Source organism: Rhodoferax sp. RT4P68 (assembly GCF_056521305.1).
In genome coordinates this window covers 48,356-73,458 of record NZ_JBWMBB010000015.1, presented here as the reverse complement: position 1 = coordinate 73,458, position 25,103 = coordinate 48,356, and the positions used below count along the sequence as shown (strand labels likewise).

Here is a 25,103-nt window from a genome sequence, read left to right as displayed (position 1 = left end):
TCAGCCCAGTGCCTGTTCGAAGTCGGCCAGCAGGTCGGCGCTGTCTTCCAGGCCAACGGACAAGCGAATCATCCCATCGGCAATGCCCATGGATGCGCGCACCTCGGCCCCGGCCTCCCAGAAGATCGTCGGCGCGACCGGAATGATCAAGCTGCGCGTGTCGCCCAGGCCAGTCGCCTTGATCGGCAGGCGCAGCCGGTCGACGAACTCAAGGCAAGCCACCGCATCGCGCAGTTCGAATGACAACAACCACGATCCAGCCTTGAACAACTGGCGGGCCAGTGCGTGCTGCGGATGCGTCTCCAGCATCGGATAGTGCACCGCCACCACCGCAGGATGCGCCTGGAGGTAGCGCGCCAGTGCAAGCGCCGTGGCGCTGGTGTGTGCCACGCGCAGCGCCAAGGTCTCGGCGCCCAGGCTGATCTGGTGCGCGTGCTCGGACGACAGGTTGCCGCCCATGTCGCGCAAGCCCTTCTTGCGCACCTGCGTCAGGCCCCACTGCTTCGCATCGCCCTTGCGGTACGGCCCGAAGATGTTCGGGTAGCCTTGCCAGTCGTACGAACCCGTATCGGTCACGGCGCCCCCCAGCGCCTGGCCATGGCCTGCAATGGTCTTGGTCAGCGACTGAACGACCAGACCGGCGCCCACATCCTTGGGCCGGAACAGTGCGGGCGATGTGATGGTGTTGTCCACCACAAACAGCAGGCCGCGCTCCGCACAGAGCTTGCCGATGGCCGGCATGTCGGCCACCTGGGTGCCAGGGTTGGCGATGGTCTCCACGAACACCATGCGCGTGTTCGGCTGCAGCGCTGCGGCCACCGCGCCCGCGTCGGTCGCATCGACCGTCGTGATCTCGATGCCGAGATCGCGCAGCGTGCCGAAGATGCTGTTGGTGTTGCCGAACACATAGCGGCTTGCCACCAGATGGTCGCCCGCCCGCAGCAGCGTCAGAAACACCGCGCAGATCGCGGCCATGCCGGTGCCGAAGCACACCGTGCCCACGCCCTGCTCCAGCCGCGTGATCTGCGACTCCAGCGCTGCCGTAGTCGGTGTGCCCTGGCGGGCGTAGTTGTAGCCCCCCTTGAGCGTGCCCTGGAACACGCCGATCAGGTCCTCCACGCGGTCGAACCCGTACTGCGTCGACGTGTGGATGGGCTTGTGCACGCCGCCGTGCTCGACGCCGAAGCGCCGGTCGGAATGCACGATGCCCGTGCTGATGCCTTCAGATGCCATCGGTCGCGTCAGCTGTTCGCCTTCTTGTAGGCCTCGATGCCGTCCATCACTTCCTTCTTGGCGGCGTCCAGGCCTTCCCAGCCCAGCACCTTGACCCACTTGCCGGCTTCCAGATCCTTGTAGTGCTCGAAGAAGTGGCTGATGGCCTTCAAGCGCATCTGGTTCACGTCGTCCACGTTCTTCCAGTGGCTGTAGATGGGCAGCACCTTGTCGGTGGGCACGGCCAGCACCTTGCCGTCCACGCCGGCTTCGTCTTCCATCATCAGAATGCCCAGCGGGCGGCAGGGCACGACCACACCAGGGAACAGCGGGTATGGCGTGATGACCAGCACGTCGACCGGGTCGCCATCACCGCTCAGCGTCTGCGGCACATAGCCGTAGTTGCTGGGGTAGTGCATGGCGGTGGTCATGAAGCGGTCCACGAAGATCGCGCCCGATTCCTTGTCCACTTCGTACTTGATCGGGTCTGCGTTCATCGGAATTTCGATGACCACATTGAACGCGTCGGGAAGGTTCTTGCCGGGGGAGACTTTGTCGAAGGACATGGTGCTACTTAGCGGTTGAGGAATCGGGAGAAAACCTGGGGAGTAACCCTGATTTTAAGGGCGCCTTTGTTCGGTAAGTCGCCGTCAAGACTGGCATTCACGAGTTTTGCTTTTATATTGCGCCGGTTGGCCAATCGTCTCCTGCGGGGGGTTCATGCACGACGAGGAAGCAACGCAGCGGGGCACCGCAAGCGTTGTGCCCCATTTCGAGCAAAGAACAGGCGAGAGGGGATTTCTTATATGACTGGCAACTCGGCGCTGATATTGGCGCTTGTCTGCGGCTTCATTGCCGTTGCTTACGGCTTCTGGGCCCGTAGCTGGATTCTGTCGCAAGACGCGGGCAACGCCCGCATGCAGGAGATCGCCGCGGCGATCCAGACCGGCGCGGCGGCCTACCTGGCCCGCCAATACAAGACCATTGCCATCGTGGGCGTCGTGCTCGCTGTGCTGATCGGGCTGTTCCTGGACATCACGACGGCCGTCGGCTTCGTCATCGGCGCGGTGCTGTCGGGCGCCTGCGGCTTCATCGGCATGAACGTCTCGGTGCGCGCGAACGTGCGCACTGCGCAGGCGGCCACGCGCGGCATCGGCCCTGCACTGGATGTCGCCTTTCGCGGCGGCGCCATCACCGGCATGCTGGTGGTGGGCCTGGGCCTGTTGGGGGTCACGGGCTTCTACTGGTACCTCACCAGCAGCGGCGTGCCCTCCGGCGCCAAGCCGGCTGACCTGCTCAACCCGTTGATCGGCTTTGCGTTCGGCTCGTCGCTGATCTCGATCTTTGCGCGCCTGGGCGGCGGCATCTTCACCAAGGGCGCCGACGTCGGCGCGGATCTGGTGGGCAAGGTCGAGGCTGGCATCCCCGAGGATGACCCGCGCAACCCCGCCGTCATCGCCGACAACGTCGGCGACAACGTGGGCGACTGCGCCGGCATGGCGGCCGATTTGTTCGAGACCTACGCCGTCACCTTGATCGCCACCATGGTGCTCGGCGCGTTGCTGGTGACCGGCGCCGGTGCCAGCACCGTCGTCTACCCGCTGGCCCTGGGCGCCGTGTCCATCATCGCGTCGATCATCGGTTGCTTCTTCGTGAAGGCCTCGCCCGGCATGAAGAACGTGATGCCGGCGCTCTACAAGGGCCTGGCGGTAGCCGGCGTGCTGTCGCTGATCGCCTTCTACTTCGTCACCACCTGGTTGATCCCGGACAACGCCATCGCGGCCACCGGCAGCCAGATGAAGCTGTTCGGCGCCTGCGTCGTCGGGCTGGTGCTGACCGCCGCACTGGTGTGGATCACCGAGTACTACACCGGCACGCAGTACGCGCCCGTCAAGCACATCGCGCAGGCATCGACCACCGGCCACGGCACCAACATCATTGCCGGCCTGGGCGTGTCGATGCGCTCCACTGCCTGGCCGGTGATCTTCGTCTGCATCGCGATCTGGGTGTCTTACGCACTGGGCGGCCTGTACGGCATTGCGATTGCCGCAACCTCCATGCTGAGCATGGCCGGCATCGTCGTGGCGCTGGACGCCTACGGCCCCATCACCGACAACGCCGGCGGCATCGCCGAGATGGCCGAGCTGCCCAGCAGCGTGCGCGATGTGACCGACCCGCTGGACGCTGTCGGCAACACCACCAAAGCCGTGACCAAGGGCTACGCCATCGGCTCGGCCGGTCTGGCCGCGTTGGTGCTGTTTGCCGACTACACGCACAAGCTGGAAGCGTATGGACGGGTCATCACCTTCGATCTTTCGAACCCCATGGTCATCATCGGCCTGTTCATCGGCGGGCTGATCCCCTACCTGTTCGGCGCCATGGCGATGGAGGCCGTGGGCCGCGCGGCCGGCTCGGTGGTGGTCGAGGTGCGGCGCCAGTTCCGCGAGATCCCCGGCATCATGGAAGGCACGGCCAAGCCCGAGTACGGCAAGGCGGTGGACATGCTGACCTCTGCCGCCATCAAGGAGATGATGATCCCCTCGCTGCTGCCGGTGGTCGTGCCGATCCTGGTCGGCCTGCTGCTCGGCCCGGCCGCGTTGGGCGGGTTGCTGATGGGCACCATCGTGACGGGCCTGTTCGTCGCCATCTCCATGTGCACCGGCGGCGGCGCGTGGGACAACGCCAAGAAGTACATCGAAGACGGCCACCACGGCGGCAAGGGCTCGGAGACGCACAAGGCCGCTGTCACCGGCGACACCGTGGGTGACCCGTACAAGGACACGGCCGGCCCGGCGGTGAACCCCTTGATCAAGATCATCAACATCGTGGCGCTGCTGATCGTGCCGCTGGTGATGCAGGTGCACGGCGGGCCGGCACCGGCCGCCACGGCCGCTGCTGCACCGACGATGGCCGCGACCGGCGACGCGCCTTCGTTCCGCGTCGAGAACGGCGTCGTCAGGTTCTACTTCGCCAGCGCCAAGGCCGACCTGGCCAGCGGCAGTGAAGCCGCCCTGGCTGACGTGGCCAAGGCGGTTGCCGGCGGCAAGCGCGCCGTCGTCAGCGGCTACCACGATGCTTCAGGGGACCCCGAGAAGAATGCGGAGCTGGCACGCCAGCGCGCAGTGGCGGTGCGCGATGCGCTGAAGACAGCCGGCGTGCCCGAGGACAAGGTCGAGTTGAAGAAGCCCGAGCAGACCAGCGTCGGCGGGCCGCCTGCAGAGGCGCGTCGTGTCGAGGTGAGCGTGCAGTAAGCGCCTGTTCCGACCCGATCCGGCCCGCCTGCGCGCGGGCCTTTTCCATTGACGGCTGCCGCACCGCTAGACACGGGAGTAAGATTCTTACTTTTCTCAGTAAGAAGGCAAGCGCCATGAAGATCACCAGCAAAGGCCAGGTCACGATCCCGCAGGCCGTGCGCGAGCAGGCTGGCTTGCACCCGAACAGCGAGGTCGAGTTCGAGGTGCGTGCCAATGGCGATGTGGTGCTGCGCCGCATCGTGCCTGCGGTGTCGCCGGTACGCGCTGCCTTTCAAGCGGTGCGCGGCAGCGCCACGGCGCCGCAGTTCAAAGGCATGGGGACCGACGAGTTCATGCGGTTCCTGCGTGGTTGAGGCCCAGCACCGCGTCGCCGAGCCGGACGCGCGCTACCTGAACCGGCCTGCCACACTGGTCGACAGCAACGTGCTGATCGACGTGCTGGCGGACGACCCGCAGTGGGCCGACTGGTCGATCGAACAGCTGGCCTTGCGCGGCGACGAAGCGGCTTTGGTCATCAACCCGCTGATACTGGCCGAATTGAGCCCACGCTTCGAACGGGCGGCGGAACTGGAGGCGGCGCTGGCCGGGTTGCCCCTCAAACGCGAGCCCTTGCCCTGGGACGCGGCTTTTCTTGCCGGCCAAGCCTTCCGCGCCTACCGCAACGCGCCCGGTGCCCCGGATGGCCGCGCGCGGTCCCCATTGCCGGACTTCTACATCGGCGCCCACGCGCTGGTGAGCGGTTTGCGGCTGCTGACACGCGATGCCAAGCGTTACCGCAACTATTACCCCAAGCTCGAGATCATCTCTCCTTAAGCAGACTTCATCGACTTCACCGACCAGCACACCCACCATGCAACTGAACTACATCGCCAACGCCTTCGTCCCCTCCTCCTCCGGCCGCACGATCCCGGTGATCGATCCGTCCGACGGCCAGCCGTTCGACGAGATCCAGCGTAGCAACGCGCAGGACATCGACGCCGCGGTGCACGCCGCACGCCAATGCCTGGACGGCATCTGGAGCAAAGCCAGCGCCGCCGACCGCAGCCGTCTGATGATGCGCCTGGCCGAGAAGATCGCGCACCATGCCGACGAACTCGCCGCGCTTGAGCAGCGCGACTGCGGCAAGCCGACCAAACAGGCGCGTGCCGACGCCCTGGCGCTGGTCCGCTATTTCGAGTTCTACGCCGGTGCCTGCGACAAGCTGCACGGCGAAACCATTCCCTACCAGGACGGCTACACCGTGTTCACCTGGCGCGAGCCGCATGGGGTCACCGGCCACGTGATCCCTTGGAACTACCCCATGCAGATCTTTGGCCGCAGCGTCGGCGGCGCCCTGGCAGCCGGCAACGTCTGCGTCGTCAAGCCGGCCGAAGACGCCTGCCTGTCGCTGCTGCGCGTGGCCGAACTGGCGGCCGAGGTCGGCTTTCCGGCCGGCGCCATCAACATCGTGACCGGATACGGGCACGAGGTGGGCGACGCGCTGGCCCGCCACCCGGGCATCGACCACATCAGCTTCACCGGCAGCCCCAAGATCGGCACGCTGATCCAGCAGGTTGCGGCCGAGCGGCATTGCCCCGTCACGTTGGAGCTGGGCGGCAAGAGCCCGCAGATCGTGTTCGCCGACGCCGACATCGACGCCGTGATCCCGACCGTCATCAACGCCATCGTGCAGAACGCCGGGCAGACCTGCTCGGCCGGCTCACGCCTGCTGGTCGAGCAATCGCTGTACGAGCCGCTGCTGGAGCGACTGGGCGCGGCATTCGACGCCCTGCGTGTCGGCCCCGCCGCGATGGACCTGGACGTGGGACCGCTGATCCGCGCCAGCCAGCAGCAGCGTGTGTGGGATTTCCTGTCCGATGCGCACGCCGCCGACATCCCTGTCGTGGCCCAGGGCCGCGTGGTCGACGAGGCGCCCGAGACTGGCTTCTACCAGGCCCCCACGCTGCTGCGCGATGTGCCGGTCGACCACCGCCTGGCGCAGGAGGAAGTGTTCGGCCCGGTGCTGGCCGCGATGTCGTTCCGCGATGAAGACCATGCCGTCCAACTCGCCAACGCCACCCAGTTCGGCCTGGTGGCGGGTGTGTGGACGCGCGATGGTGCGCGCCAGTTCCGCATGGCGCGCCGTGTGCGCAGCGGCCAGGTGTTTATCAACAACTACGGCGCCGGCGGCGGTGTGGAGCTGCCGTTCGGCGGCGTCAAGAGCTCGGGCTACGGCCGCGAAAAGGGCTTCGAGGCGCTGTATGGCTTCACCACACTGAAGACCGTCGCCATCAAGCACGGCTAGTGGACAGCTCCTCAGGCGAGCGCGGTGTCCAGCAGCATCATCAACACGAAGCCGACCATCAGCCCGCCGGTGGCCCAGGCCTCGTGGCCCTTGCGGTGCGATTCGGGGATGATCTCGTGGCTGATCACGAACAGCATGGCGCCCGCCGCGAAGCCCAGCCCCCAGGGCAGCAGCAGTGCTGAATGGCTGACCGCCAAAGCGCCCAGCACTGCCCCCACAGGCTCTATCAGGCCCGAGGCCATGCCCAGACCCACCGCCACGATGCGGCGGTAGCCGGCAGCCAGCAGCGCCACGGCCACGACCAGGCCCTCGGGCACGTCCTGGATGGCGATGCCAGTGGCCAGCGCGGCAGCCCGCACCGCGTCACCGCCGGCATATGCCACCCCAATGGCCAGGCCCTCCGGCAAGTTGTGCAGTGCGATGGCGAAGACAAACAGCCAGGTGCGACGCAAGGTGCGCGATGAGGAACCGCCCTCCACGCCCTTGATGAAGTGCTCGTGCGGCAGCCAGCGTTCCATCGCCAACAGCGCCATTCCACCGAGCAGGATCGCCGCGCCCACGGTGCCACCGGCCTGCCAGCTGTCGGCACCGCCGCTGCGCGCTGCCGCCAGACCCGGAATGACCAGCGAGAACGCACAGGCCGCCAGCATGACCCCAGCGCCGAAGCCGAACAGCGTGTCCTGCGTGCGGTCCGACAGCCGCTGCGAGAGCAGCACGGGCACCGTGCCCAATGCGGTTGCCAGCGCCGCGACCCCGCCCGCCTGCATCGCAGCGGTGAGCATGCGGTCGGCCAGGATGAACTGCAGCAGTTGCAGCAGCGGCAGGCAGATGCCGGCGGCCAGGATGGTCCAGCCGAGCACCCTGCGCGCGCGGCCGAACACACCCGTCCCCGTGGCGTCGGCCAGGGTCAAGGGCTGCAGCTTGCCGCTCGGCATCTTCATCGGCGTGGGTTCCTTCTGTGCAGCCCGTGTGTGGGCGTTGCCGGCAGCACGCCGTAAGCCTTGCAGCTTGCCGGATCGGGGCGTCGGCCACCGGGCGCTGACGCTGCCAAGCCACGTCAGCGCGGTGCGCGTCCCCGCGTCATCTCTTGGCCGACAGGCTTCTCCCCCACAGAGTCCACAGGGCGGGCCCCCACCCACCCCCTGGGTCACAATCGCAGCATGGTCCACCGCGTCATTCCCGTGTTCGCTGAATCTGCCCGGCCCCTGCTCGTGCCGGCATCGGGCGCAGCGCTGGTGAAAAGCCAAGGCGGGCCCCTGCTCGATCGGATGCAGCGCCCGCTGCGCGATCTGCGGATCAGCGTCACGGACCGCTGCAACTTCCGCTGCAGCTACTGCATGCCCAAGGAAGTTTTCGGAAAGGACTACCCGTACCTGCCGCACAGCGCCCTGCTGAGCTTCGAGGAGATCACGCGGCTGGCCCGCCTGTTCGTGGCCCAGGGCGTGCGCAAGATTCGCCTGACCGGTGGCGAGCCGCTGCTGCGCAAGAACATCGAACTGCTGGTCGAGCAATTGGCCGCGCTGCAGACGCCGGACGGCGTGCCGCTGGACCTGACGCTGACGACCAACGGCTCGCTGCTCGCCCGCAAGGCCGCCAGCCTGAAGGCCGCCGGCCTGAACCGCGTGACGGTCAGCCTGGACGGCCTGGACGACACGGTGTTTCGCCGCATGAACGACGTCGACTTTCCGGTGGACGATGTGCTGCGCGGTATCGACGCGGCACGCGCGGCCGGGCTGGGGCCGATCAAGGTCAACATGGTCGTCAAGCGAGGCACCAACGAGCAGGAGATCGTGTCCATGGCCCGCCACTTCCGCGGCAGCGGCACGGTGCTGCGCTTCATCGAATACATGGACGTGGGCGCCACCAACGGTTGGCGCATGGACGAGGTGCTGCCGTCGGCCGAGGTGGTCGCGCGCCTGTCGGCCCAGTTGCCTCTGCTCGCGCTGGAGCCGTCGGCCCCCGGCGAGACCGCCGAACGCTGGGGCTATGCCGACGCGCAGGGCCGGCACGACCCGGCGCTGGGCGAGATCGGCGTCATCAGCAGCGTCACCCAGGCCTTTTGCCAGGACTGCAACCGCGCCCGGCTGTCGACCGAGGGCCAGTTGTACCTGTGCCTGTTCGCCAGCCGTGGGCATGATCTGCGCAGCCTGCTGCGTGGGGATGCGGCTGATGCAGACATCGCCCAGGCCATCGCCAGCATCTGGCAGCAGCGCGGCGACCGCTATTCCGAGCTGCGCAGCGCGGGCGCACTGCCTGCCGAGGGCGCCCGGCGCATCGAGATGAGCTACATCGGCGGATGAGCCGTGTCCGGCCGCCCGAAGCGGCGCGCTCCTCTGTCGCAGCGATGGGCACCCAGCAAGCACCGCTCCTAGCTGTCGCAAGCAGGCAGGCGCCAACGGCGAAGCGATCCCAGTGAACGTCACGCCAAACCCCACCCAGCAAGCGCACCCTGACGCGGACGGCGCGCGCAGCCCCGTGCGTGCGATCGCGCCGCAGCACGTCACGGGCCTGGTGCTCGCGGGCGGCCAGGGTTCGCGCATGGGCGGCGCCGACAAGGGGCTGCAGGATTGGCACGGCTTGCCGCTGGCCCGACACGCGGCGCTACGGCTGGCCCCGCAGGTCGGCGCGCTGGCCCTCAACGCCAACCGCCACCTGGCGCAGTACGCCGGCTTCGGCTGGCCGGTGTGGCCCGACACCTTGCCCGACTACCCGGGGCCGCTGGCGGGCTTCATGGCAGGCCTGGCGCGTTGCACGACGCCCTACCTGGCCACCGTGCCGTGTGACAGCCCGCTGTTTCCACCGGACCTGGTCGCGCGTCTGGCAGACGCGCTGGCGCGCGCAGGCTGCTCCATCGCCGTCGCCAGCGCGCCCGACGCTACAGGGGTGCTGCGCCGGCAGCCGGTTTTTTGCTTGATGCACCGATCCGTCGCGCCGTCCCTGGCGGATTTCATCGGTGCCGGCGGCCGCAAGATCGGCGCCTGGCTGTCGGCGCAAGGCGCGATCACCGTCGCCTTCGACCAGCCTGATGACGCCCACGGTGCGTTCACGAACGTCAACACGCTGGCCGAACTGCAGGCGCTCGCAGCCGCACCGCTGCACCGCGACCGCCTGTAGCCCCGCTCGGGACGGGGTGCTTCCCGGCGCAGCCTGCGCCGATCGGGCGACGCGCACCGCCCGGCGCCACCCCGGGCCGTGCGTCAGCCCACCCAGCGCCGCGCGTTGTGCCAAATCTCCATCCAGGGGCTAGCGGCGCTTCTGTCTCCCGACGTCCAGCTCATCTGGATGTTGCGGAACACACGCTCGGGGTGCGGCATCATGGCCGTGAAGCGGCCGTCTGCCGTGGTCACCGCCGTCAGGCCGCCGGGGCTACCGTTCGGGTTGAGCGGGTAGGCCTCGGTCGGCTGGCCGGCGTGGTCGGTGTAGCGCATGGCCGCGATCGCCTTCGCCGCGTTGCCGCGCTGCGAGAAGTTGGCAAAGCCCTCGCCGTGCGCCACCGCGATCGGCAGCCGGCTGCCGGCCATGCCCTGCAAGAACAGGCTGGGCGAGGCCAGCACCTCGACCTGCGACAGCCGCGCCTCGAAACGCTCGCTGCGGTTGGTGGTGAAGCGCGGCCAATCCTGCGCGCCCGGAATGATGTCGGCCAGCTCGGCGAACATCTGGCAGCCGTTGCACACGCCCAGGCCGAAGGTGTCGCCCCGGCCGAAGAAGGCCAGGAATTGATCCGATAGCAGCGGGTGGAAGGTGATGGACCGCGCCCAGCCAATGCCGGCCCCCAGCGTGTCGCCGTAGCTGAAGCCGCCGCAGGCCACCAGGCCCTGGAAGTTCGCCAGGTCGGCACGGCCGGTCTGCAGGTCGGTCATGTGCACGTCGAAGGCCTCGAAGCCGCCCTGCGTGAAGGCCCAGGCCATCTCCACATGCGAATTCACGCCCTGCTCTCGCAGCACGGCGACCTTGGGGCGGCTTTTCAAATATGCGGGCGCCACAGTAGTCGTGGGCTCGAAGGTCAACGCCACATGCAGGCCGGTGTCGGCGGGCGCACCGCAGGCCGCGTGCTCGGCATCGGCGCCGGCCGGGTTGTCGCGCTGCTGGCAGATCTTCCAGCTCACGCTGTCCCAGACCTGGTGCAGATCAGCCAATGGCGCGCTGAAGACGGCCTTGGCGTCGCGCCAGACCTGGATCTCGCCCACGCCGGCGTTGATGGCGCCACCGGGCGGGCGCGTCTTGCCGACGAAGTGGCTGTGCCTGGACAAACCATGCGCGCGCAGCACCTGCATCACGTCATTGCGCTCGCGGGTGCGCACCTGCAGCACCGCGCCCAGCTCTTCGTTGAACAGGGCCTTGAGCGTCAGTTCCTCGCGGCGGGCCGAGACCTGGGTCGACCAATTCTTGGCGTCGCCGTATTCAGCCCGGCTGTCGCTGATGCCGTCGCCTTCCGTCACCAGCATGTCCACGTTCAACGCCACGCCGACATGGCCTGCGAAAGCCATCTCGCATGCCGCAGCCAGCAGGCCGCCATCGCTGCGGTCGTGGTAGGCCAGGATGCGGCCCTGGCCTCGCAATTCATTCACGGCATTGACCAGCGCGACCAGGTCTTTTGGATCGTCCAGGTCCGGCGCCATATCGCCCACCTGCCCCAGCGTCTGCGCCAGGATGCTGCCGGCCATGCGGTGTTGGCCGCGTCCCAGGTCGACCAGCACCAGCGTGGTGTCGGCCTCTGTCGTGTCGAGCTGCGGCGTCAGCGTGCCGCGCACGTCGGCCAGGCTGGCGAACGCGGTCACGATCAGGCTCACGGGCGAGCTGACCTGCTTGGCCTGGCCAGCGTCCGTCCACTGCGTGCGCATGGACAGCGAATCCTTGCCGACCGGGATCGAGATGCCCAGCGCCGGGCACAGTTCCATGCCCACGGCCTTCACGGTGGCGTACAGCGCGGCGTCTTCGCCGGGCTGGCCGCAGGCCGCCATCCAGTTCGCCGACAGCTTCACGCGCGGCAGTTCGATGGGCGCCGCCAGCAGATTGGTGATGGCCTCGGCCACAGCCATGCGGCCCGAGGCCGGCGCGTCGATCACGGCCAGCGGTGTGCGCTCGCCCAGGCTCATGGCCTCGCCGCCGAAGCCCACGTAATCGGCCAGCGTCACGGCGCAATCGGCCACCGGCACTTGCCAGGGGCCGACCATCTGGTCGCGGTGCGACAGGCCGCCCACCGTGCGGTCGCCGATGGTGATGAGGAAGCGCTTGGAGGCGACCGTGGGGTGCGCCAGCACGTCGATCACAGCCTTTTGCAGATCGACGCCGTTCAGATCGAGCGGTGCGAACTGGCGCGCCACCGTCTGCACGTCGCGGTGCATCTTGGGCGGCTTGCCGAGCAGCACGTCCATCGGCATGTTCACAGGAGCCCCCGCGTTCGGCGCTGACGTGTTCTCGCTGCCCCCCACGGGGGCTGGGCTCGCTTGGGACAGCCCGGCGGGGCGCTCGAGGCTGCCCGCTGCGTCGGTCAGCACCAGTTGCCGCTCCTCCGTCGCCACGCCCACCACCGCAAACGGACACCGCTCCCGCGCGCAGAACGCCGAGAACGTCTCCAGCGATTCCGGCGCGATGGCCAGCACATAGCGCTCCTGGCTTTCGTTGCACCAGATCTCCTTGGGCGCCATGCCCGATTCTTCCAGCGGCACGGCCGACAGGTCGAAGCGCGCGCCACGGCCCGCGTCGTTGGTCAGCTCGGGGAAGGCGTTCGACAAGCCGCCCGCGCCCACGTCGTGGATCGCCAGGATGGGGTTGGCCTCGCCCTGCTGCCAGCACCGGTTGATGACCTCCTGCGCCCGGCGCTCGATCTCGGGGTTGCCGCGCTGCACGGAGTCGAAGTCCAGCTCGGCGGCGTTGGCGCCGGTGGCCATCGAACTGGCCGCGCTGCCACCCATGCCGATGCGCATGCCCGGCCCACCCAGCTGAATCAGCAACGCGCCGGCCGGGAAGCGGATCTTCGTGGTCTGCCCGGCGTCGATGCTGCCCAGGCCGCCCGCGATCATGATGGGCTTGTGGTAGCCGCGGCGCAGGCTGTCAATGCCGGACGTGGCGGTCTGCTCAAATTCGCGAAAGTAGCCCAGCAGATTGGGCCGGCCGAACTCATTGTTGAAGGCGGCGCCGCCCAACGGGCCCTCGGTCATGATTTGCAGCGGGCTGGCGATGTGTTCGGGTTTGCCGTAAACCGCATCGCCCTCGGCTGGCCACAGTTTGGACACCGTGAAGCCGGTCAGGCCGGCCTTGGGCTTGGAGCCCCTGCCCGTCGCGCCCTCGTCGCGGATCTCCCCGCCCGCACCCGTGGACGCGCCCGGGAACGGCGAGATCGCCGTCGGGTGGTTGTGCGTCTCCACCTTCATCAGCACGTGGTGCGTCGCGGTTTGGCTGACATACAACCGATCCGCCGTCGGCACGAACCGCTCAACAGCCCCGCCCTCCATGACGGAGGCGTTGTCCGAATAGGCCACCACCGTGTGCTGGGGCGCCAGCTGGTGGGTGTTGCGGATCATGCCGAACAGGCTCAGGGCCTGGTCCTCGCCGTCGATGGTGAACTTGGCATTGAAGATCTTGTGCCGGCAATGCTCGCTGTTCGCCTGGGCGAACATCATCAGCTCGACGTCCGTCGGGTTGCGGCCCAGCCGGGTGAAGGCCTCCAGCAGGTAGTCGATCTCATCGCTCGCCAGCGCCAGGCCGAAGCTGCGGTTCGCCGATTCCAGCGCCGCACGGCCGCCGGCCAGCACATCCACATGCGCCATGGGCGCGGCCTGCAGCGTGGCGAACAGGCGCTCGGCCTGCTGGCGGTCCGGCAGCACGCTCTCGGTCATGCGGTCGTGCAGCAGCACTGCCACAGCCTGCAGCTGATCGGCACTCAGCGTCGGCTTGCCGCCGAACAGACTGTCTTTCAACCCGCTCTTGAGCACCAACCGGTACTCGGTGATGCGCTCGATGCGGCGCACCGGCAACGCACAGTTGTGCGCGATATCGCTGGCCTTGGATGCCCAGGGCGAGACCGTGCCCAGGCGCGGCGTCACCACCAGCAGCGGCCCATCCTGCGGGCCGGTGTACGGGTCGCCATAGCGCAGCAGGGCCGCGAGCCGGTCGCCCGCCACGGCGTCCAGTGGCGCGTCGGCCAGCACCAGGTGCACGTAGCGTGCGGCCAGGCCGGTGATCTTGTCGTGGACCGCCTGCAGGCGGGGGAGCAGTTGCTGGACGCGGAAATCGCTCAGGGCGTTGCCGCCTTCGAGCTGGATCAGGTGCGAGGTCACGTTGTGGCGGCCTGTGGTGGGTGGACGGATGGCGCCCCGGCCAGCCGCTGAATGGGGCTGACGGGCACCGCCCGAAAGCGGAAAAGTCGGCAATTTTAGCGACGCCCGCACAGCGAAAACCCAGTGGGATAATTGCGGCCCATGAGCATCACCATCAAAGACGCCGCCGGCATCGCGGGCATGCGCGAGGCCTGCCGGCTGGCCTCCGAAGTGCTGGACTATCTGACGCCCCACATCGCGGCCGGCGTCACGACCAAGGAAATCGACCGTCTGGCGCACGCCTACATGGTCGACGTGCAGGGCACGCGCTCGGCCACGGTGGGCTACCAGCCGCAGGGCTACCCGCCCTATCCGGCCTCGCTGTGCACGTCGCTGAACCATGTCGTCTGCCACGGCATCCCGAACGAGAAGCCTCTGAAGAAGGGCGACATCATGAACATCGATGTCACCGTCATCACCAAGGACGGCTGGTTCGGCGACAACAGCCGCATGTACATCATCGGCGAGGGCTCGATTGCCGCCAAACGCCTGGTGGCCGTCACCTACGACGCCATGTGGCACGGCATCGTCAAGGTCAAACCCGGCGCGCGCCTGGGCGACATCGGCCACGCCATCCAGAAGTTCGCCGAGGGCCAGGGCTTCTCGGTGGTGCGCGAGTTCTGCGGCCACGGCATCGGCAAGGTGTTCCATGAAGAGCCGCAGGTGCTGCACTACGGCCGCCCCGGCACGCTGGAGGAACTCAAGCCCGGCATGACGTTCACGATCGAGCCCATGATCAATGCCGGCCGGCGCGAGATCAAGGACGGCCCCGAGAAGGACGGCTGGACCATTGTCACCAAGGACCATTCACTGTCGGCACAGTGGGAACACACCGTGCTGGTCACCGAGACCGGCTATGAGGTGCTGACGCTGTCGGCCGGCAGCCTGCCGCCGCCGGCCTTCGTGCAGGCACAGGCCGCAACCACTGCCCCGGTCGCAGCTTGAGCTACGCCGCCCCGGCCATCGACGCCCCTGCTCTGCTGGAGCTGTCGGCGCTGCGCGCCCAGTACCAGCAGGACAAGGCCACGCTGCTGGAATCGGTGCGCATCTCCGGCAGCAGCACCCGGGGCGTGCGCGCGACATTGCAGGCGCTTGCCCGGTTGGCCGACGAGGCGCTGCGCACACTGTGGGACCGGGCCGGCTTCGAGCAGCGTTGCGCGCTGATCGCCGTGGGCGGCTTCGGCCGCGGCGAGCTGTTTCCGCATTCGGACGTGGACGTGCTGCTGATGCTGTCCGACGGTGATTCGCCCGAGCAGGACGAAGCCCTCAAGTCACGCATCGAAGGCTTCATCGGCAGCTGTTGGGACGCCGGGCTGGAAATCGGCTCTAGCGTGCGCTCCATCCAGGACTGTCTGGCCGAAGCGGCGAAAGACGTGACGGTACAGACCTCGCTGCTGGAGTCGCGCCTGATCGCCGGCAACGCCGGCCTGTACGCGGTCTTCGGCAACCAACTGCAAAAGGCCATGGACCCGCGGGCCTTCCTGGTGGCCAAGACGCTGGAGATGCGCCAGCGCCACAACAAGTTCGAGAACACGCCCTACGCGCTGGAGCCCAACTGCAAAGAATCGCCGGGTGGCCTGCGCGATCTGCAGCTCATTCTGTGGATCAGCAAAGCGGCTGGCCTGGGCCGCAACTGGGAAGAGCTCGTGCGCAACGGGCTGGCCACCGCGCTGGAGGTGCGCCAGATCAAGCGCAACGAGGCGCTGCTGAGCCTGATCCGCGCCCGTTTGCACCTGATCGCCGGCCGGCGCGAAGACCGCCTGGTGTTCGACCTGCAGACCGTCGTGGCCGAATCGTTCGGCTACCGCTCCGAATCGACCGACGGCGCCGTGGCCGTGGTGCGCGCCAGCGAGCAGCTGATGCGCCGTTACTACTGGGCGGCCAAGGCCGTAAGCCAGCTCAGCCAGATCCTGCTGCTGAACATCGAGGAGCGGCTGAACCCGTCGACGCACGCGCTGCGGCCGATCAACGAGCGTTTCTACGAGAAGGCCGGGATGATCGAGGTCGCCAGCGACGACCTCTACGTTCGCCACCCGCACGCCATCCTGGAGACCTTCCTGCTGTTCCAGAGCACGGTCGGTATCCGCGGACTGTCCGCCCGCACGCTGCGCGCGCTGTACAACGCGCGCGGCCTGATGACGGCGCGCTTTCGCAACGACCCGGTCAACCGCGAAACCTTCCGCCGCATCCTGCAGCAGCCCGCCGGCATCACCCACGCCATGCGGCTCATGAACCAGACGTCCGTGCTGGGCCGCTACCTGTGGGTGTTCCGCAAGATCGTGGGGCAGATGCAGCACGATCTGTTTCACGTCTACACCGTCGACCAGCACATCCTGATGGTGCTGCGCAACGTGCGGCGCTTCTTCATGGCCGAGCATGCGCACGAATATCCCTCGTGCTCACAGCTTGCGGCCGGCTGGGACAAGCCCTGGATCCTGTATGTGGCCGCGCTGTTCCACGACATCGCCAAGGGCCGTGGCGGTGACCACTCCGAAGTCGGCGCGCGCGACGTGCGGCGCTTTTGCCTGCTCCACGGCATCGACCGGCAGGACAGCAAGCTGATCGAGTTTCTGGTGGCCGAGCACCTGACGCTGTCACGTGTGGCGCAGAAGGCCGACCTGTCCGACCCGGACGTGATCGCCGCCTTCGCCAAGCGCGTGGGCAACGAGCGCAATCTGACGGCGCTCTACCTGCTGACCGTGGCCGACATCCGCGGCACCTCGCCCAAGGTGTGGAACGCCTGGAAGGGCAAGCTGCTGGAGGACCTGTTCCGCTACACCCTGCGCGTGCTGGGTGGCCGGGCGCCCGATGCGGATGCCGAGATCGAAGCCCGCAAGCGCGAGGCACTGGTGCTGCTGGCCCTGCATGCCGAGCCGTTCGAATCGCAAAAGCGGCTGTGGGACACGTTGGACGTCAGCTACTTCATGCGCCACGACGCGGCCGACATCGCCTGGCACGCGCGCCAGCTGGCACGCCACGTGCGGGCCGACCAGGCGCCGGACGAGCGGCCGGCAGCCATCGTGCGGGCGCGCCAGTCGCCGCTGGGCGAAGGGCTGCAGGTCATGGTCTACACGGCCGATCGCTCCGACCTGTTCGCGCGCATCTGCGGCTATTTCGACCAGGCCGGCTTCTCCATCGTGGACGCCAAGGTGCACACCGCCAAAGACGGCTACGCGCTGGACACATTCCAGGTCGTGACATCGATGCTGCCCGAGCACTATCAGGAACTGACCAACATGGTCGAGGCCGATTTGCTGCTGGCGCTGCAGGCCACCGGCGCGCTGCCGGTGCCCGGCCGCGGTCGCGTCTCGCGCCGGGTCAAGAGCTTCCCGATCGCCCCGCGTGTGGACCTGCACCCCGATGAGAAGGCGCAGCGCTGGCTGCTGAGCATCTCGGCCAGCGACCGCCCCGGTCTGCTGTACCTGGTGGCGCGCGTGCTGGCGCGCCATGAGATCAGCGTGCAGCTGGCCAAGGTCACGACGCTGGGCGAGCGCGTGGAAGACACCTTTCTCATCCACGGCTCCAAGCTGCAGCAGAACCGCATGCAGATCGAGATCGAGACCGAACTGCTCGAAGCGCTGGCCTGACCGGCTCAGGCCTCAGTTGTCGATCACGCGGCGCGTGAACGCCTCCAGGTAGTCCATCAGCGCCTCCGCGCCCTGCACGGCTGCGGCCTCGTTGCCCTCGGCAATGCCAGCGGCCAACAGCGCATGGCAGCGTGCGCCCTCCTTGATCTCGCCCGCGTGCTGGTAGGCATACCAGAAGCGGCGGCACTGCGTGACAAGCGGCACCACGGCCGTCACGGCCGAGGCATTGCGGCTGGCGGCGTGGTTGGCGGCGTCCAGGTCGTGGTCGGCGCGCATGTAGGCCTTCAGGTCGTCGCGCATGGCAGCGGCTCCCATGCGTTCGGCGCACGCGGCGATCAGCTGGCGCTCGGCCGCATTGGCGCGGCGCGCCGAGCACGAGGCGATCACGCGTTCGAGCACGCGCCGGGTCAGGATCGCGTCCAGATGATTGGCCAGGTCGATCGGTGAGACCAGCAGCCCGCGCCGGGGCTGCTGCACGATCAGGCCGATGGACATGAGCCGCATCAGCGCCTCGCGCACCGGCGTGCGGCCGATGGCGATGCGCTCGGAGATGTCTGCCTCCACGATCGGGCTGCCGGGCGGCAGGCCCAAGGTGGAGATCATGGCCTCGATGGCCTCGTAGGCAAGGTCGGCATCGCGCCGCTTGGGCGCGGCAGCCCTCTTGTGGATCACGGCGTCATTCCCTGGGGTAAGCACGGATGCAAATCGTGGCACCCAACTTGCATTGGACTCTAGCATACGGCTAATATATTTGAAATATTTCCAGAGAATGCCCAAGATGCAACACACCGCCCCAACTCGGCGCCCTGGAGTGTCCAGCCTGGTGCTCGACGCCTCCAGCGCGGTGTTGCGCACCGAGCGGCTGTTGATCCTCGGCCTGATGGGCTTGCTGCTCGCGCTGATCCTGGTGAACGTGGCCACGCGCTACAGCGGCATGCCGATCTACTGGATCGACGAGGCGGCCGTGTACGCAGTGGTCTGGCTGACCTTTGTCGGCGGCTCGGCCATGACGCGGTTGCGCATGGATTTCGCTGTGACACTGCTGACCGAGAAGCTGGGTGCGCGGCTGGCGCGGGTGTTGAAGCTGGCGGCCGGGGCCGGTGTGCTGCTGTTCGGCCTGGCGATGTTGGCGATGTGCTGGATCTGGATGGACCCGATGGGCATTGCCCGCGCCGGCTTCGACGCTCGCGAGTTTGCAGCGCGCTCCTTCAATTTCCTCTACACCGAGCGCACCCAGACCTTGAACTGGCCCACCTGGCTGCTACAGATTGTTCTGCCACTGTTCGCCTTCACGCTGAGCCTGCATGCCACGGCCAACCTGATCGAAGACCTGGGCTGGGAACCCAAGCGCCGCCACCAGGGCTTCCCGAGCTCGGATGCCGAAGCCGTCGTGAACTGAAATGAAAACGCCCCCACACTTCCCCGCTACGCGAGGTCCGCTGCCCCCCGAGGGGGCCGAGCCCGGACACGAAAGGTCCGGGGGACTTTTTGTGCCTGGCGAGGGGCTGGGGCGCAAGCCCCAGCGCGGCCTGCAAGGCCGTCAGAGGCTTCGGGCGGCCGGGCGCCACTGACATGCTCACCAGCCTGTTCTTCCTGGCCATCCTGTTCGTTGGCATGCCCATCGGCATCTGCCTGTGCCTGGCCGGCATGTTCTACATCTGGGACAGCGGCAACCACCTGCTGTTCCAGTCGTTCCCGATGCAGATGTTCGGTGGCGTGGACAGCTACGGGTTGATCGCCATTCCCCTCTTCATCCTGATCGGCGAAATCATGAACGGCGGCGGCATCACGCGCCGGCTGGTGGAGCTGGCCATGGCCTTCGTTGGCTCGGTCAAGGGGGGCCTGGCCTACGTGAACATCCTGGCCAACGCGCTGGTGTCTTCCATCATCGGCTCGGCGACGGCGCAGGTGGCCATCATGTCGCAGGTCATGGTGCCGCAGATGGAAAAGCAGGGCTACGACAAGACCTTCGCGGCCGGCCTCACGGTCTATGGCGGCATGCTGGGGCCGATCATCCCGCCCTCGGTCATGTTCGTGGTCTACAGCGTGCTGGCCCAGGTGGCGGTGGGCGACATGCTGATCGCCGGCATCCTGCCGGGCATCCTGCTCACCGTGCTGTTCTTCATCGTGATCGCGCTCATGGGGCTGGTCTACGAGTACCCGCGCAGCGAGCGCCAGAGCCTGCGCCAGCGTGCGAAGTCGGCGCTCGTCTCCAGCCCCACGCTGCTGATCCCGGTCGTGATCGTCGGCTCCATCCTCAGTGGGCTGGCCAACCCGACGGAATCGGCCGCCGTGGGCGCCGTGGCGTCGGCACTGGTGGGCCGCTACATCACCAAGGAGTTTCGCTTCAGCCAGATTCCCGACATGCTGGTGCGCGCGGGCATCTATTCGGCCATCGTGCTGTTTCTGGTGGCCGCAGCGGCCGTGTTCTCGTGGATCCTGATCTTCGGCAAGGTGCCGCAGGCGGCGGCCGCGTGGATCCAGACGGTGGCCAAAGACCCGGTCACTTTCATGCTGCTGACCAACGTGATTCTCTTGGTGATCGGCACCGTGATCGACGGGATTCCCGGTCTGATCATGACCGTGCCCATCCTGCTGCCGATCGCAACAGAGGTCTACGGGATCGACCCACGCCACTTCGGCGTGGTGGTGGTGGTCAACCTGGTGCTGGGTCTGATGTCGCCGCCCGTGGGGCTGAGCTTTTTCGTCGCCGCCGCCGTGACAGGGGCCAAGCCCGGAAAGATGTTCCTCGTGACGCTGCCGTTCTTTTTGATCTGCTGCGTCGCGCTGGTGCTGTTGTCGATCTTCCCCAGCCTGTCGCTGGCCTTGCTGAAGTAGTTTCCCACCCCAACGGAGTCTTCGCCATGACTGTTTCCCGTCGCACCTTCGTCGCCGCCAGCGCTGGCGCCGCCTCGCTCGCCTTCAGCCCGTTGCTGCTTGCGCAGGCGAAAGAGTTCCGCATCGGCCTGATCACGCCGGCCGGCCATTCCTGGAACCGCGCCGCCACTGCATTCGGCGAGACGCTGAAAAAAGAAACCGGCGGCCGGCTGTCGGCCACGGTGTTTCACTCAGGCCAGCTGGGCAACGAGTCGGCCATGATGCAGCAGCTGCAGTCCGGCGCGCTGGACATGGGCTGGATCCAGGCGGCGGAACTCGGCTCGCGCGTCTCCACCGTCGCGGCCATCAACGCGCCCTATCTGGTGCGCAGCACGGCGGGCGTGGCCAAGCTGGTCAAGACACCTGCCGCGCTCAAACTGCTCGAGGTACTGCCGCGCGAGACCGGCTGCATCGGCCTGGGCTGGGGCATCACCGGCATGCGCTCGGTGTTCTCCACCAAGGACTTGAACAGCTCGGCCGACTTGAAGGGCCTGAAGCTGCGCATCAACCCCACGCCCGTCTACCGCGACTTCTACCAGTCGCTGGGCGCCGCGCCCACGCCGATCCCCACGCCGCAGGTCTTCGACGCCATGGCCAACGGCCAGGTCGACGCGCTGGAGGCCGACATCGAGTTCTCATGGAATGCACGCTTCGACAAGGTGTCCAAGGTGATCCTGCAGATGAACGCGCTGTTCATGCCGTTCGCGCCGCTGGTGTCGGGCCGCGTCTGGGCGTCGCTGCCGGACAAGGACAAGGAACTGATCCGCGAACAGGTCGCCAAATCACTCGACGCACAGATCGCCGAGATCGCCAGCACCGAGCCCGGACTGATCGAGAAATTCAAGGCCAGCGGCATCGCGATGAAGACCGAGCCGGCCGCCAATGTGCAGGCCAGCATCCAGGCGTTCGATGCCATCTGGCTGCCCAAGTCACCGGCCATTGCCGAGCTGCGCAAAGTCGGCGCGAGCTTGTAAATCATCTCAACCACAAGAGGCAAACCATGAGCCAAAAAGTTAGCTGGCAGGGCGTGTTCCCCGCCGTCACCACTCAATTTCGCGACGACATGTCGGTCGACGTGGACGCCACCGCCAAGGTGATGGACGCGCTGATTGCAGACGGCGTCTCGGGCCTGATCGTCTGCGGCACGGTCGGCGAGAATTGCTCGCTGTCGACCAAGGAGAAGATCTCCATCATGGAAGCCGGCCGCTCGGTCGCCAAGGGCCGCGTGCCGGTGATCTGCGGCATCGCCGAGTTCACCACCGCCTTTGCCGTGGAGACGGCCAAAGAGGCCGCGCGCATCGGCGTGGACGGCATCATGGTGATGCCGGCCCTGCTCTACTCGTCCAAGCCACACGAGACGGCCGCGCACTTTCGCACCGTGTCCAAGGCCACCGACCTGCCGGTGATGGTCTACAACAACCCGCCGATCTACAAAAACGACGTGACGCCGGACATCCTGGCCACCCTGGCCGATTGCGAGACCATCGTCTGCTTCAAGGACAGCTCGGGCGACACGCGCCGCTTCATCGACACGCGCAACATGGTCGGGGACCGCTTCGTCCTGTTCGCTGGGCTGGACGACGTGGTGGTCGAGAGCGTGGCCATGGGCGCCGTGGGCTGGGTCTCGGGCATGTCCAACGCGTTCCCCAAGGAAGGCGAGACGCTGTTCCGGCTGGCCAAGGCCGGGCGCTTCGACGAGCTGATGCCGCTGTACGAGTGGTTCATGCCGCTGCTGCACCTCGATGCGCGGCCCGACCTCGTGCAGTGCATCAAGCTGTGCGAGCACATCATGGGCCGCGGCACCTTCCGCACCCGCCCGCCGCGGCTGGAGCTGCCGGCGGCCGACAAGCTGCACGTGGAGACCATCATGAAGAAGGCGCTGGCCAGCAGGCCGGTGCTGCCCGACGTGGGGATCGTCAAGGGCTGACGCCTTGCCGCGCGCCCTCGTCGCTGAAGGGCGCTGCCGTGGGGCGTTGCCTCAGTCGTCTTCGCTCGCCGCGATGCCGGGAAACAGCACTTCGGTGAAACCGAATCTCGTGAAGTCGCGCACCCGCATCGGGTAGAGCTTGCCGATCAGGTGGTCGCACTCGTGCTGCACCACGCGGGCGTGGAAGCCCTCGACCGTGCGGTCGATCGGGTCGCCGTAGGGATCGAGCCCGGTGTAGCGGATCCTGGCGAAGCGCGGCACCACGCCACGCAGGCCGGGCACGGACAAACAGCCTTCCCAGTCTTCCTCTTCCTCGTCGCCCAGCGGCGTGATGACGGGGTTGCACAGCACCGTGACGGGCACGATGGGCCGGTCCGGGTAGCGCGGGTTGGCGTCGTTGCTGCCGAAGATCACGAGCTGCAGGTCGACCCCGATCTGCGGCGCTGCGAGACCGGCGCCGTTGACGGCATGCATGGTGTCGAACAGGTCGGCGACGAGCAGGTGCAGCTCGTCGGAATCGAACATGTCCTGGGGCACGGCCTGCGCGTTACGCAGCAGGCGCGCATCGCCCATCTTCAGGATGTCGCGGACGGTCATGCCCCCTCCTTCAAGTTGTCCAACAGCGCCAACATGCCGGCCTCATCCAGCACCGTGATCCCCAGCTGCTGCGCCTTCTCCAGTTTGCTGCCAGCCTCTTCGCCGGCCACGACATAGTCGGTCTTCCTGGACACCGAGCCTGCGACCTTGGCGCCCAGCGCTTCCAGCCGTTCCTTGGCTTCGTCGCGCGTCAACGTGGGCAGGCTGCCGGTCAGCACGAAGGTCTTGCCGGCCAGCGGCTGCGGCGTGCGCTGCGCGTGTGAGCCTTCGGACTCGGGCCAATGGATGCCGGCCGCGCGCAGCCGCTCGACCACCTCGCGGTTGTGCGCTTGCTCGAAGAAGGTGTGCAGGCTCTGGGCCACGATCGGGCCGACGTCGCTGACTTGCAGCAGTTGCTCGGGCGTCGCGCCCATGATGGCGTCCAGGCTGCCGAAATGCTTGGCCAGGTCCTTGGCCGTGGACTCGCCCACATGGCGGATGCCCAGCGCGTAGAGAAAGCGGCCCAACGTCGTGCGCTTGCTGATCTCCAGCGCCTTGACCACGTTGGCCGCGCTCTTGTCGGCCATGCGGTCCAGCGCCGTCAGCTTGGCCAGCCCGAGCGTGTACAGCTCGGGCAGGGTGCGGATCAGTCCGCTGTCGACCAGCTGGTCGACCAGCTTGTCGCCCAGGCCCTCGATGTCCATGGCACGGCGGCTGGCGAAATGCAGCAAGGCCTGCTTGCGCTGGGCTGCACAGAACAGGCCGCCGGAGCAGCGGTGGTTGAGCCCGCCCGGCTCGCGCACCACATCGCTGCCGCAGACCGGGCAATGTGTGGGCATGCGGAAGTTGGGCACGTAGGTGGCGCGTTCGGATGGCACCACGCCCACCACTTCGGGAATCACATCGCCGGCACGCCGCACGATGACGCGGTCGCCAATGCGCACGTGCTTGCGCCGCAGTTCGAACAGGTTGTGCAGCGTGGCGTTGCTGACGGTCGTGCCGCCGACGAAGACCGGTTCGAGCTTGGCCACGGGCGTCAGCTTGCCGGTGCGGCCGACCTGGATCTCGATGTCGTTGAGCCGTGTGATCTGCTCCTGCGCCGGGTACTTGTGCGCGACCGCCCAGCGCGGCTCGCGCGACTTGAAGCCGAGCTGCTGCTGCAGCGCCCGGTCGTTCACTTTGTAGACCACGCCGTCGATGTCGAACGGCAGGCTGTCGCGTGCCGCAGCGATCAGCGCATGAAAATCCGCCAGGCCCTGAGCACCCTGCACCACCTGCCGTTCAGTGTTGACCGGCACGCCCATGGCGCCCAGCGCGTCCAGCATGGCGGCGTGCGTGACGGGCAGATCCCAGCCCTGCACATCGCCCAGGCCGTAGGCGAAGAAGCTGAGCGGGCGCTGCATGGCGATGCCGGCGTCCAGCTGGCGCACCACGCCGGCGGCAGCGTTGCGCGGGTTCACGAAGGTCTTGCCGCCCGCTTCGCGTTGGCGTTCGTTCAGCGCCTCGAAATCATCGCGGCGCATGAAGACCTCGCCGCGCACTTCCAGCACCGGCACATCGCCATGCTTGAGGTAGTTCGGGATGGCCTTGATCGTGCGGATAGTGTGCGTCACGTCCTCGCCGGTCTCGCCGTCGCCGCGCGTGGCGGCCTGCACCAGCACGCCCTGCTCATAGCGCAGGTTGACGGCCAGGCCGTCGAACTTCAGCTCGGCGGCGTAGGCCAGAGGGGGCGCATCCGCGTCCAGGTTCAACGCCTTGCGCACGCTGGTGTCGAATCTCAACGCGCCGGCCGGGGTGGTGTCGGTCTCGGTCTTAATCGACAGCATGGGCACGGCGTGCGTGACCGGGGTGAGCCCATCCAATACCGCGCCGATCACGCGCTGCGTCGGCGAGTCGGGCGTGACGAGTTCGGGATGCGCAGCCTCCAGCGCTTCGAGCTGCTGGTAGAGGCGGTCGTACTCGGCGTCCGGCACCTCCGGGTCGTCCAGCACGTAGTAGCGGTGGGCATGGCGCTGCAGCAGCGCGCGAAGCTGCTGGATCTGCGCAGCGTCGTCCGTCACGGCGGCG

General features: G+C 67.5%; 19 protein-coding genes. 12 read left to right on the top strand and 7 right to left on the bottom strand.

Going from position 1 to position 25,103, the window contains the following annotated elements; genetic code table 11:
• Together AC099J_RS26360 and ppa are read right to left on the bottom strand one after the other, a co-directional pair.
• Positions 1 to 1,233, bottom strand: coding sequence for a cystathionine gamma-synthase family protein (locus AC099J_RS26360; RefSeq protein ID WP_479618265.1), 1,233 nt, complete (start codon positions 1,231 to 1,233; stop codon positions 1 to 3).
• A gap of 8 nt (positions 1,234 to 1,241) precedes the next feature.
• The gene (ppa, locus tag AC099J_RS26355; protein ID WP_479618264.1) at positions 1,242 to 1,778 is read right to left on the bottom strand and encodes an inorganic diphosphatase; all 537 of its coding nucleotides are present in this window, start codon (positions 1,776 to 1,778) and stop codon (positions 1,242 to 1,244) included.
• Positions 1,779 to 2,018: 240 nt separating this feature from the next.
• Here ppa and AC099J_RS26350 point away from each other — a divergent pair, with 240 nt between their 5' ends.
• The 4 genes from AC099J_RS26350 (at position 2,019) to AC099J_RS26335 (ending at position 6,750) form a co-directional block, all read left to right on the top strand.
• Positions 2,019 to 4,463: a sodium-translocating pyrophosphatase gene (locus AC099J_RS26350; protein ID WP_479618263.1), complete on the top strand. Its 2,445-nt coding sequence runs from the start codon at positions 2,019 to 2,021 to the stop codon at positions 4,461 to 4,463.
• Between the two features lie 116 nt (positions 4,464 to 4,579).
• On the top strand, positions 4,580 to 4,819 hold the full coding sequence (locus AC099J_RS26345) for an AbrB/MazE/SpoVT family DNA-binding domain-containing protein (protein WP_479618262.1): 240 nt from the start codon (positions 4,580 to 4,582) through the stop codon (positions 4,817 to 4,819).
• A complete protein-coding gene (locus AC099J_RS26340) occupies positions 4,812 to 5,279 on the top strand; it encodes a type II toxin-antitoxin system VapC family toxin (RefSeq protein WP_479618261.1) in 468 nt (155 codons plus the stop codon). The genes AC099J_RS26345 and AC099J_RS26340 overlap by 8 nt, the downstream gene beginning before the upstream one ends.
• A 37-nt stretch (positions 5,280 to 5,316) precedes the next feature.
• A complete protein-coding gene (locus AC099J_RS26335) occupies positions 5,317 to 6,750 on the top strand; it encodes an aldehyde dehydrogenase family protein (protein ID WP_479618260.1) in 1,434 nt (477 codons plus the stop codon).
• Between the two features lie 11 nt (positions 6,751 to 6,761).
• On the opposite strand, the gene AC099J_RS26330 is transcribed toward AC099J_RS26335, so the two are convergent.
• Positions 6,762 to 7,691 (bottom strand): ZIP family metal transporter, encoded by a 930-nt coding sequence (locus tag AC099J_RS26330; RefSeq protein ID WP_479618259.1) that lies wholly within the window; start codon positions 7,689 to 7,691, stop codon positions 6,762 to 6,764.
• A gap of 219 nt (positions 7,692 to 7,910) precedes the next feature.
• Between AC099J_RS26330 and moaA the strand changes: the two genes are divergently transcribed.
• Complete coding sequence (gene moaA / locus AC099J_RS26325; RefSeq protein ID WP_479618258.1) at positions 7,911 to 9,050, top strand: GTP 3',8-cyclase MoaA; 1,140 nt, start codon at positions 7,911 to 7,913, stop codon at positions 9,048 to 9,050.
• A gap of 175 nt (positions 9,051 to 9,225) precedes the next feature.
• Positions 9,226 to 9,864 (top strand): molybdenum cofactor guanylyltransferase MobA, encoded by a 639-nt coding sequence (gene mobA, locus AC099J_RS26320; protein ID WP_479618375.1) that lies wholly within the window; start codon positions 9,226 to 9,228, stop codon positions 9,862 to 9,864.
• 83 nt (positions 9,865 to 9,947) lie between these two features.
• On the opposite strand, the gene purL is transcribed toward mobA, so the two are convergent.
• Positions 9,948 to 14,030, bottom strand: a complete 4,083-nt coding sequence (gene purL / locus AC099J_RS26315; RefSeq protein ID WP_479618257.1) for a phosphoribosylformylglycinamidine synthase — start codon at positions 14,028 to 14,030, stop codon at positions 9,948 to 9,950.
• A 141-nt stretch (positions 14,031 to 14,171) separates the two neighbouring features.
• Between purL and map the strand changes: the two genes are divergently transcribed.
• Both map and AC099J_RS26305 read left to right on the top strand, forming a co-directional pair.
• Positions 14,172 to 15,014, top strand: a complete 843-nt coding sequence (gene map / locus AC099J_RS26310) for a type I methionyl aminopeptidase (RefSeq protein ID WP_479618256.1) — start codon at positions 14,172 to 14,174, stop codon at positions 15,012 to 15,014.
• Positions 15,015 to 15,046: 32 nt separating this feature from the next.
• Positions 15,047 to 17,656: a [protein-PII] uridylyltransferase gene (locus tag AC099J_RS26305; protein ID WP_479618374.1), complete on the top strand. Its 2,610-nt coding sequence runs from the start codon at positions 15,047 to 15,049 to the stop codon at positions 17,654 to 17,656.
• Between the two features lie 12 nt (positions 17,657 to 17,668).
• Here the strand turns inward: AC099J_RS26305 and AC099J_RS26300 are convergent, their stop codons facing one another.
• Positions 17,669 to 18,328, bottom strand: coding sequence for a GntR family transcriptional regulator (locus AC099J_RS26300; protein WP_479618255.1), 660 nt, complete (start codon positions 18,326 to 18,328; stop codon positions 17,669 to 17,671).
• A 106-nt stretch (positions 18,329 to 18,434) separates the two neighbouring features.
• On the opposite strand from AC099J_RS26300, the gene AC099J_RS26295 reads away from it, so the two are divergent.
• The 4 genes from AC099J_RS26295 to AC099J_RS26280 all read left to right on the top strand — a co-directional run bounded on the left by AC099J_RS26295 (position 18,435) and on the right by AC099J_RS26280 (position 22,460).
• A complete protein-coding gene (locus AC099J_RS26295; protein WP_479618254.1) occupies positions 18,435 to 19,055 on the top strand; it encodes a TRAP transporter small permease in 621 nt (206 codons plus the stop codon).
• Between the two features lie 173 nt (positions 19,056 to 19,228).
• Positions 19,229 to 20,494 (top strand): TRAP transporter large permease, encoded by a 1,266-nt coding sequence (locus AC099J_RS26290; protein WP_479618253.1) that lies wholly within the window; start codon positions 19,229 to 19,231, stop codon positions 20,492 to 20,494.
• A 26-nt stretch (positions 20,495 to 20,520) separates the two neighbouring features.
• Positions 20,521 to 21,507 (top strand): TRAP transporter substrate-binding protein, encoded by a 987-nt coding sequence (locus AC099J_RS26285; protein ID WP_479618252.1) that lies wholly within the window; start codon positions 20,521 to 20,523, stop codon positions 21,505 to 21,507.
• Positions 21,508 to 21,533: 26 nt separating this feature from the next.
• Positions 21,534 to 22,460 carry a dihydrodipicolinate synthase family protein gene (locus AC099J_RS26280; RefSeq protein ID WP_479618251.1) on the top strand — a complete coding sequence of 309 codons (927 nt, stop codon included), beginning with the start codon at positions 21,534 to 21,536 and terminating at the stop codon, positions 22,458 to 22,460.
• A gap of 51 nt (positions 22,461 to 22,511) precedes the next feature.
• Here AC099J_RS26280 and AC099J_RS26275 read toward each other — a convergent pair whose 3' ends face one another.
• Together AC099J_RS26275 and ligA are read right to left on the bottom strand one after the other, a co-directional pair.
• Complete coding sequence (locus tag AC099J_RS26275) at positions 22,512 to 23,057, bottom strand: peptide deformylase (protein WP_479618250.1); 546 nt, start codon at positions 23,055 to 23,057, stop codon at positions 22,512 to 22,514.
• Positions 23,054 to 25,096 (bottom strand): NAD-dependent DNA ligase LigA, encoded by a 2,043-nt coding sequence (gene ligA, locus AC099J_RS26270; protein WP_479618249.1) that lies wholly within the window; start codon positions 25,094 to 25,096, stop codon positions 23,054 to 23,056. The genes AC099J_RS26275 and ligA overlap by 4 nt, the downstream gene beginning before the upstream one ends.
• Positions 25,097 to 25,103: the final 7 nt, after the last annotated feature.

What these genes read in the sequence shown, in the direction of transcription:
- AC099J_RS26360 (WP_479618265.1), bottom strand. Translation starts at nt 1,233, where the DNA reads ATGGCATCTGAAGGCATCAGCACGGGCATCGTGCATTCCGACCGGCGC.
- ppa (WP_479618264.1), bottom strand. Translation starts at nt 1,778, where the DNA reads ATGTCCTTCGACAAAGTCTCCCCCGGCAAGAACCTTCCCGACGCGTTC.
- AC099J_RS26350 (WP_479618263.1), top strand. Translation starts at nt 2,019, where the DNA reads ATGACTGGCAACTCGGCGCTGATATTGGCGCTTGTCTGCGGCTTCATT.
- AC099J_RS26345 (WP_479618262.1), top strand. Translation starts at nt 4,580, where the DNA reads ATGAAGATCACCAGCAAAGGCCAGGTCACGATCCCGCAGGCCGTGCGC.
- AC099J_RS26335 (WP_479618260.1), top strand. Translation starts at nt 5,317, where the DNA reads ATGCAACTGAACTACATCGCCAACGCCTTCGTCCCCTCCTCCTCCGGC.
- AC099J_RS26330 (WP_479618259.1), bottom strand. Translation starts at nt 7,691, where the DNA reads ATGAAGATGCCGAGCGGCAAGCTGCAGCCCTTGACCCTGGCCGACGCC.
- moaA (WP_479618258.1), top strand. Translation starts at nt 7,911, where the DNA reads ATGGTCCACCGCGTCATTCCCGTGTTCGCTGAATCTGCCCGGCCCCTG.
- map (WP_479618256.1), top strand. Translation starts at nt 14,172, where the DNA reads ATGAGCATCACCATCAAAGACGCCGCCGGCATCGCGGGCATGCGCGAG.
- AC099J_RS26295 (WP_479618254.1), top strand. Translation starts at nt 18,435, where the DNA reads ATGCAACACACCGCCCCAACTCGGCGCCCTGGAGTGTCCAGCCTGGTG.
- AC099J_RS26290 (WP_479618253.1), top strand. Translation starts at nt 19,229, where the DNA reads ATGCTCACCAGCCTGTTCTTCCTGGCCATCCTGTTCGTTGGCATGCCC.
- AC099J_RS26285 (WP_479618252.1), top strand. Translation starts at nt 20,521, where the DNA reads ATGACTGTTTCCCGTCGCACCTTCGTCGCCGCCAGCGCTGGCGCCGCC.
- AC099J_RS26280 (WP_479618251.1), top strand. Translation starts at nt 21,534, where the DNA reads ATGAGCCAAAAAGTTAGCTGGCAGGGCGTGTTCCCCGCCGTCACCACT.
- AC099J_RS26275 (WP_479618250.1), bottom strand. Translation starts at nt 23,057, where the DNA reads ATGACCGTCCGCGACATCCTGAAGATGGGCGATGCGCGCCTGCTGCGT.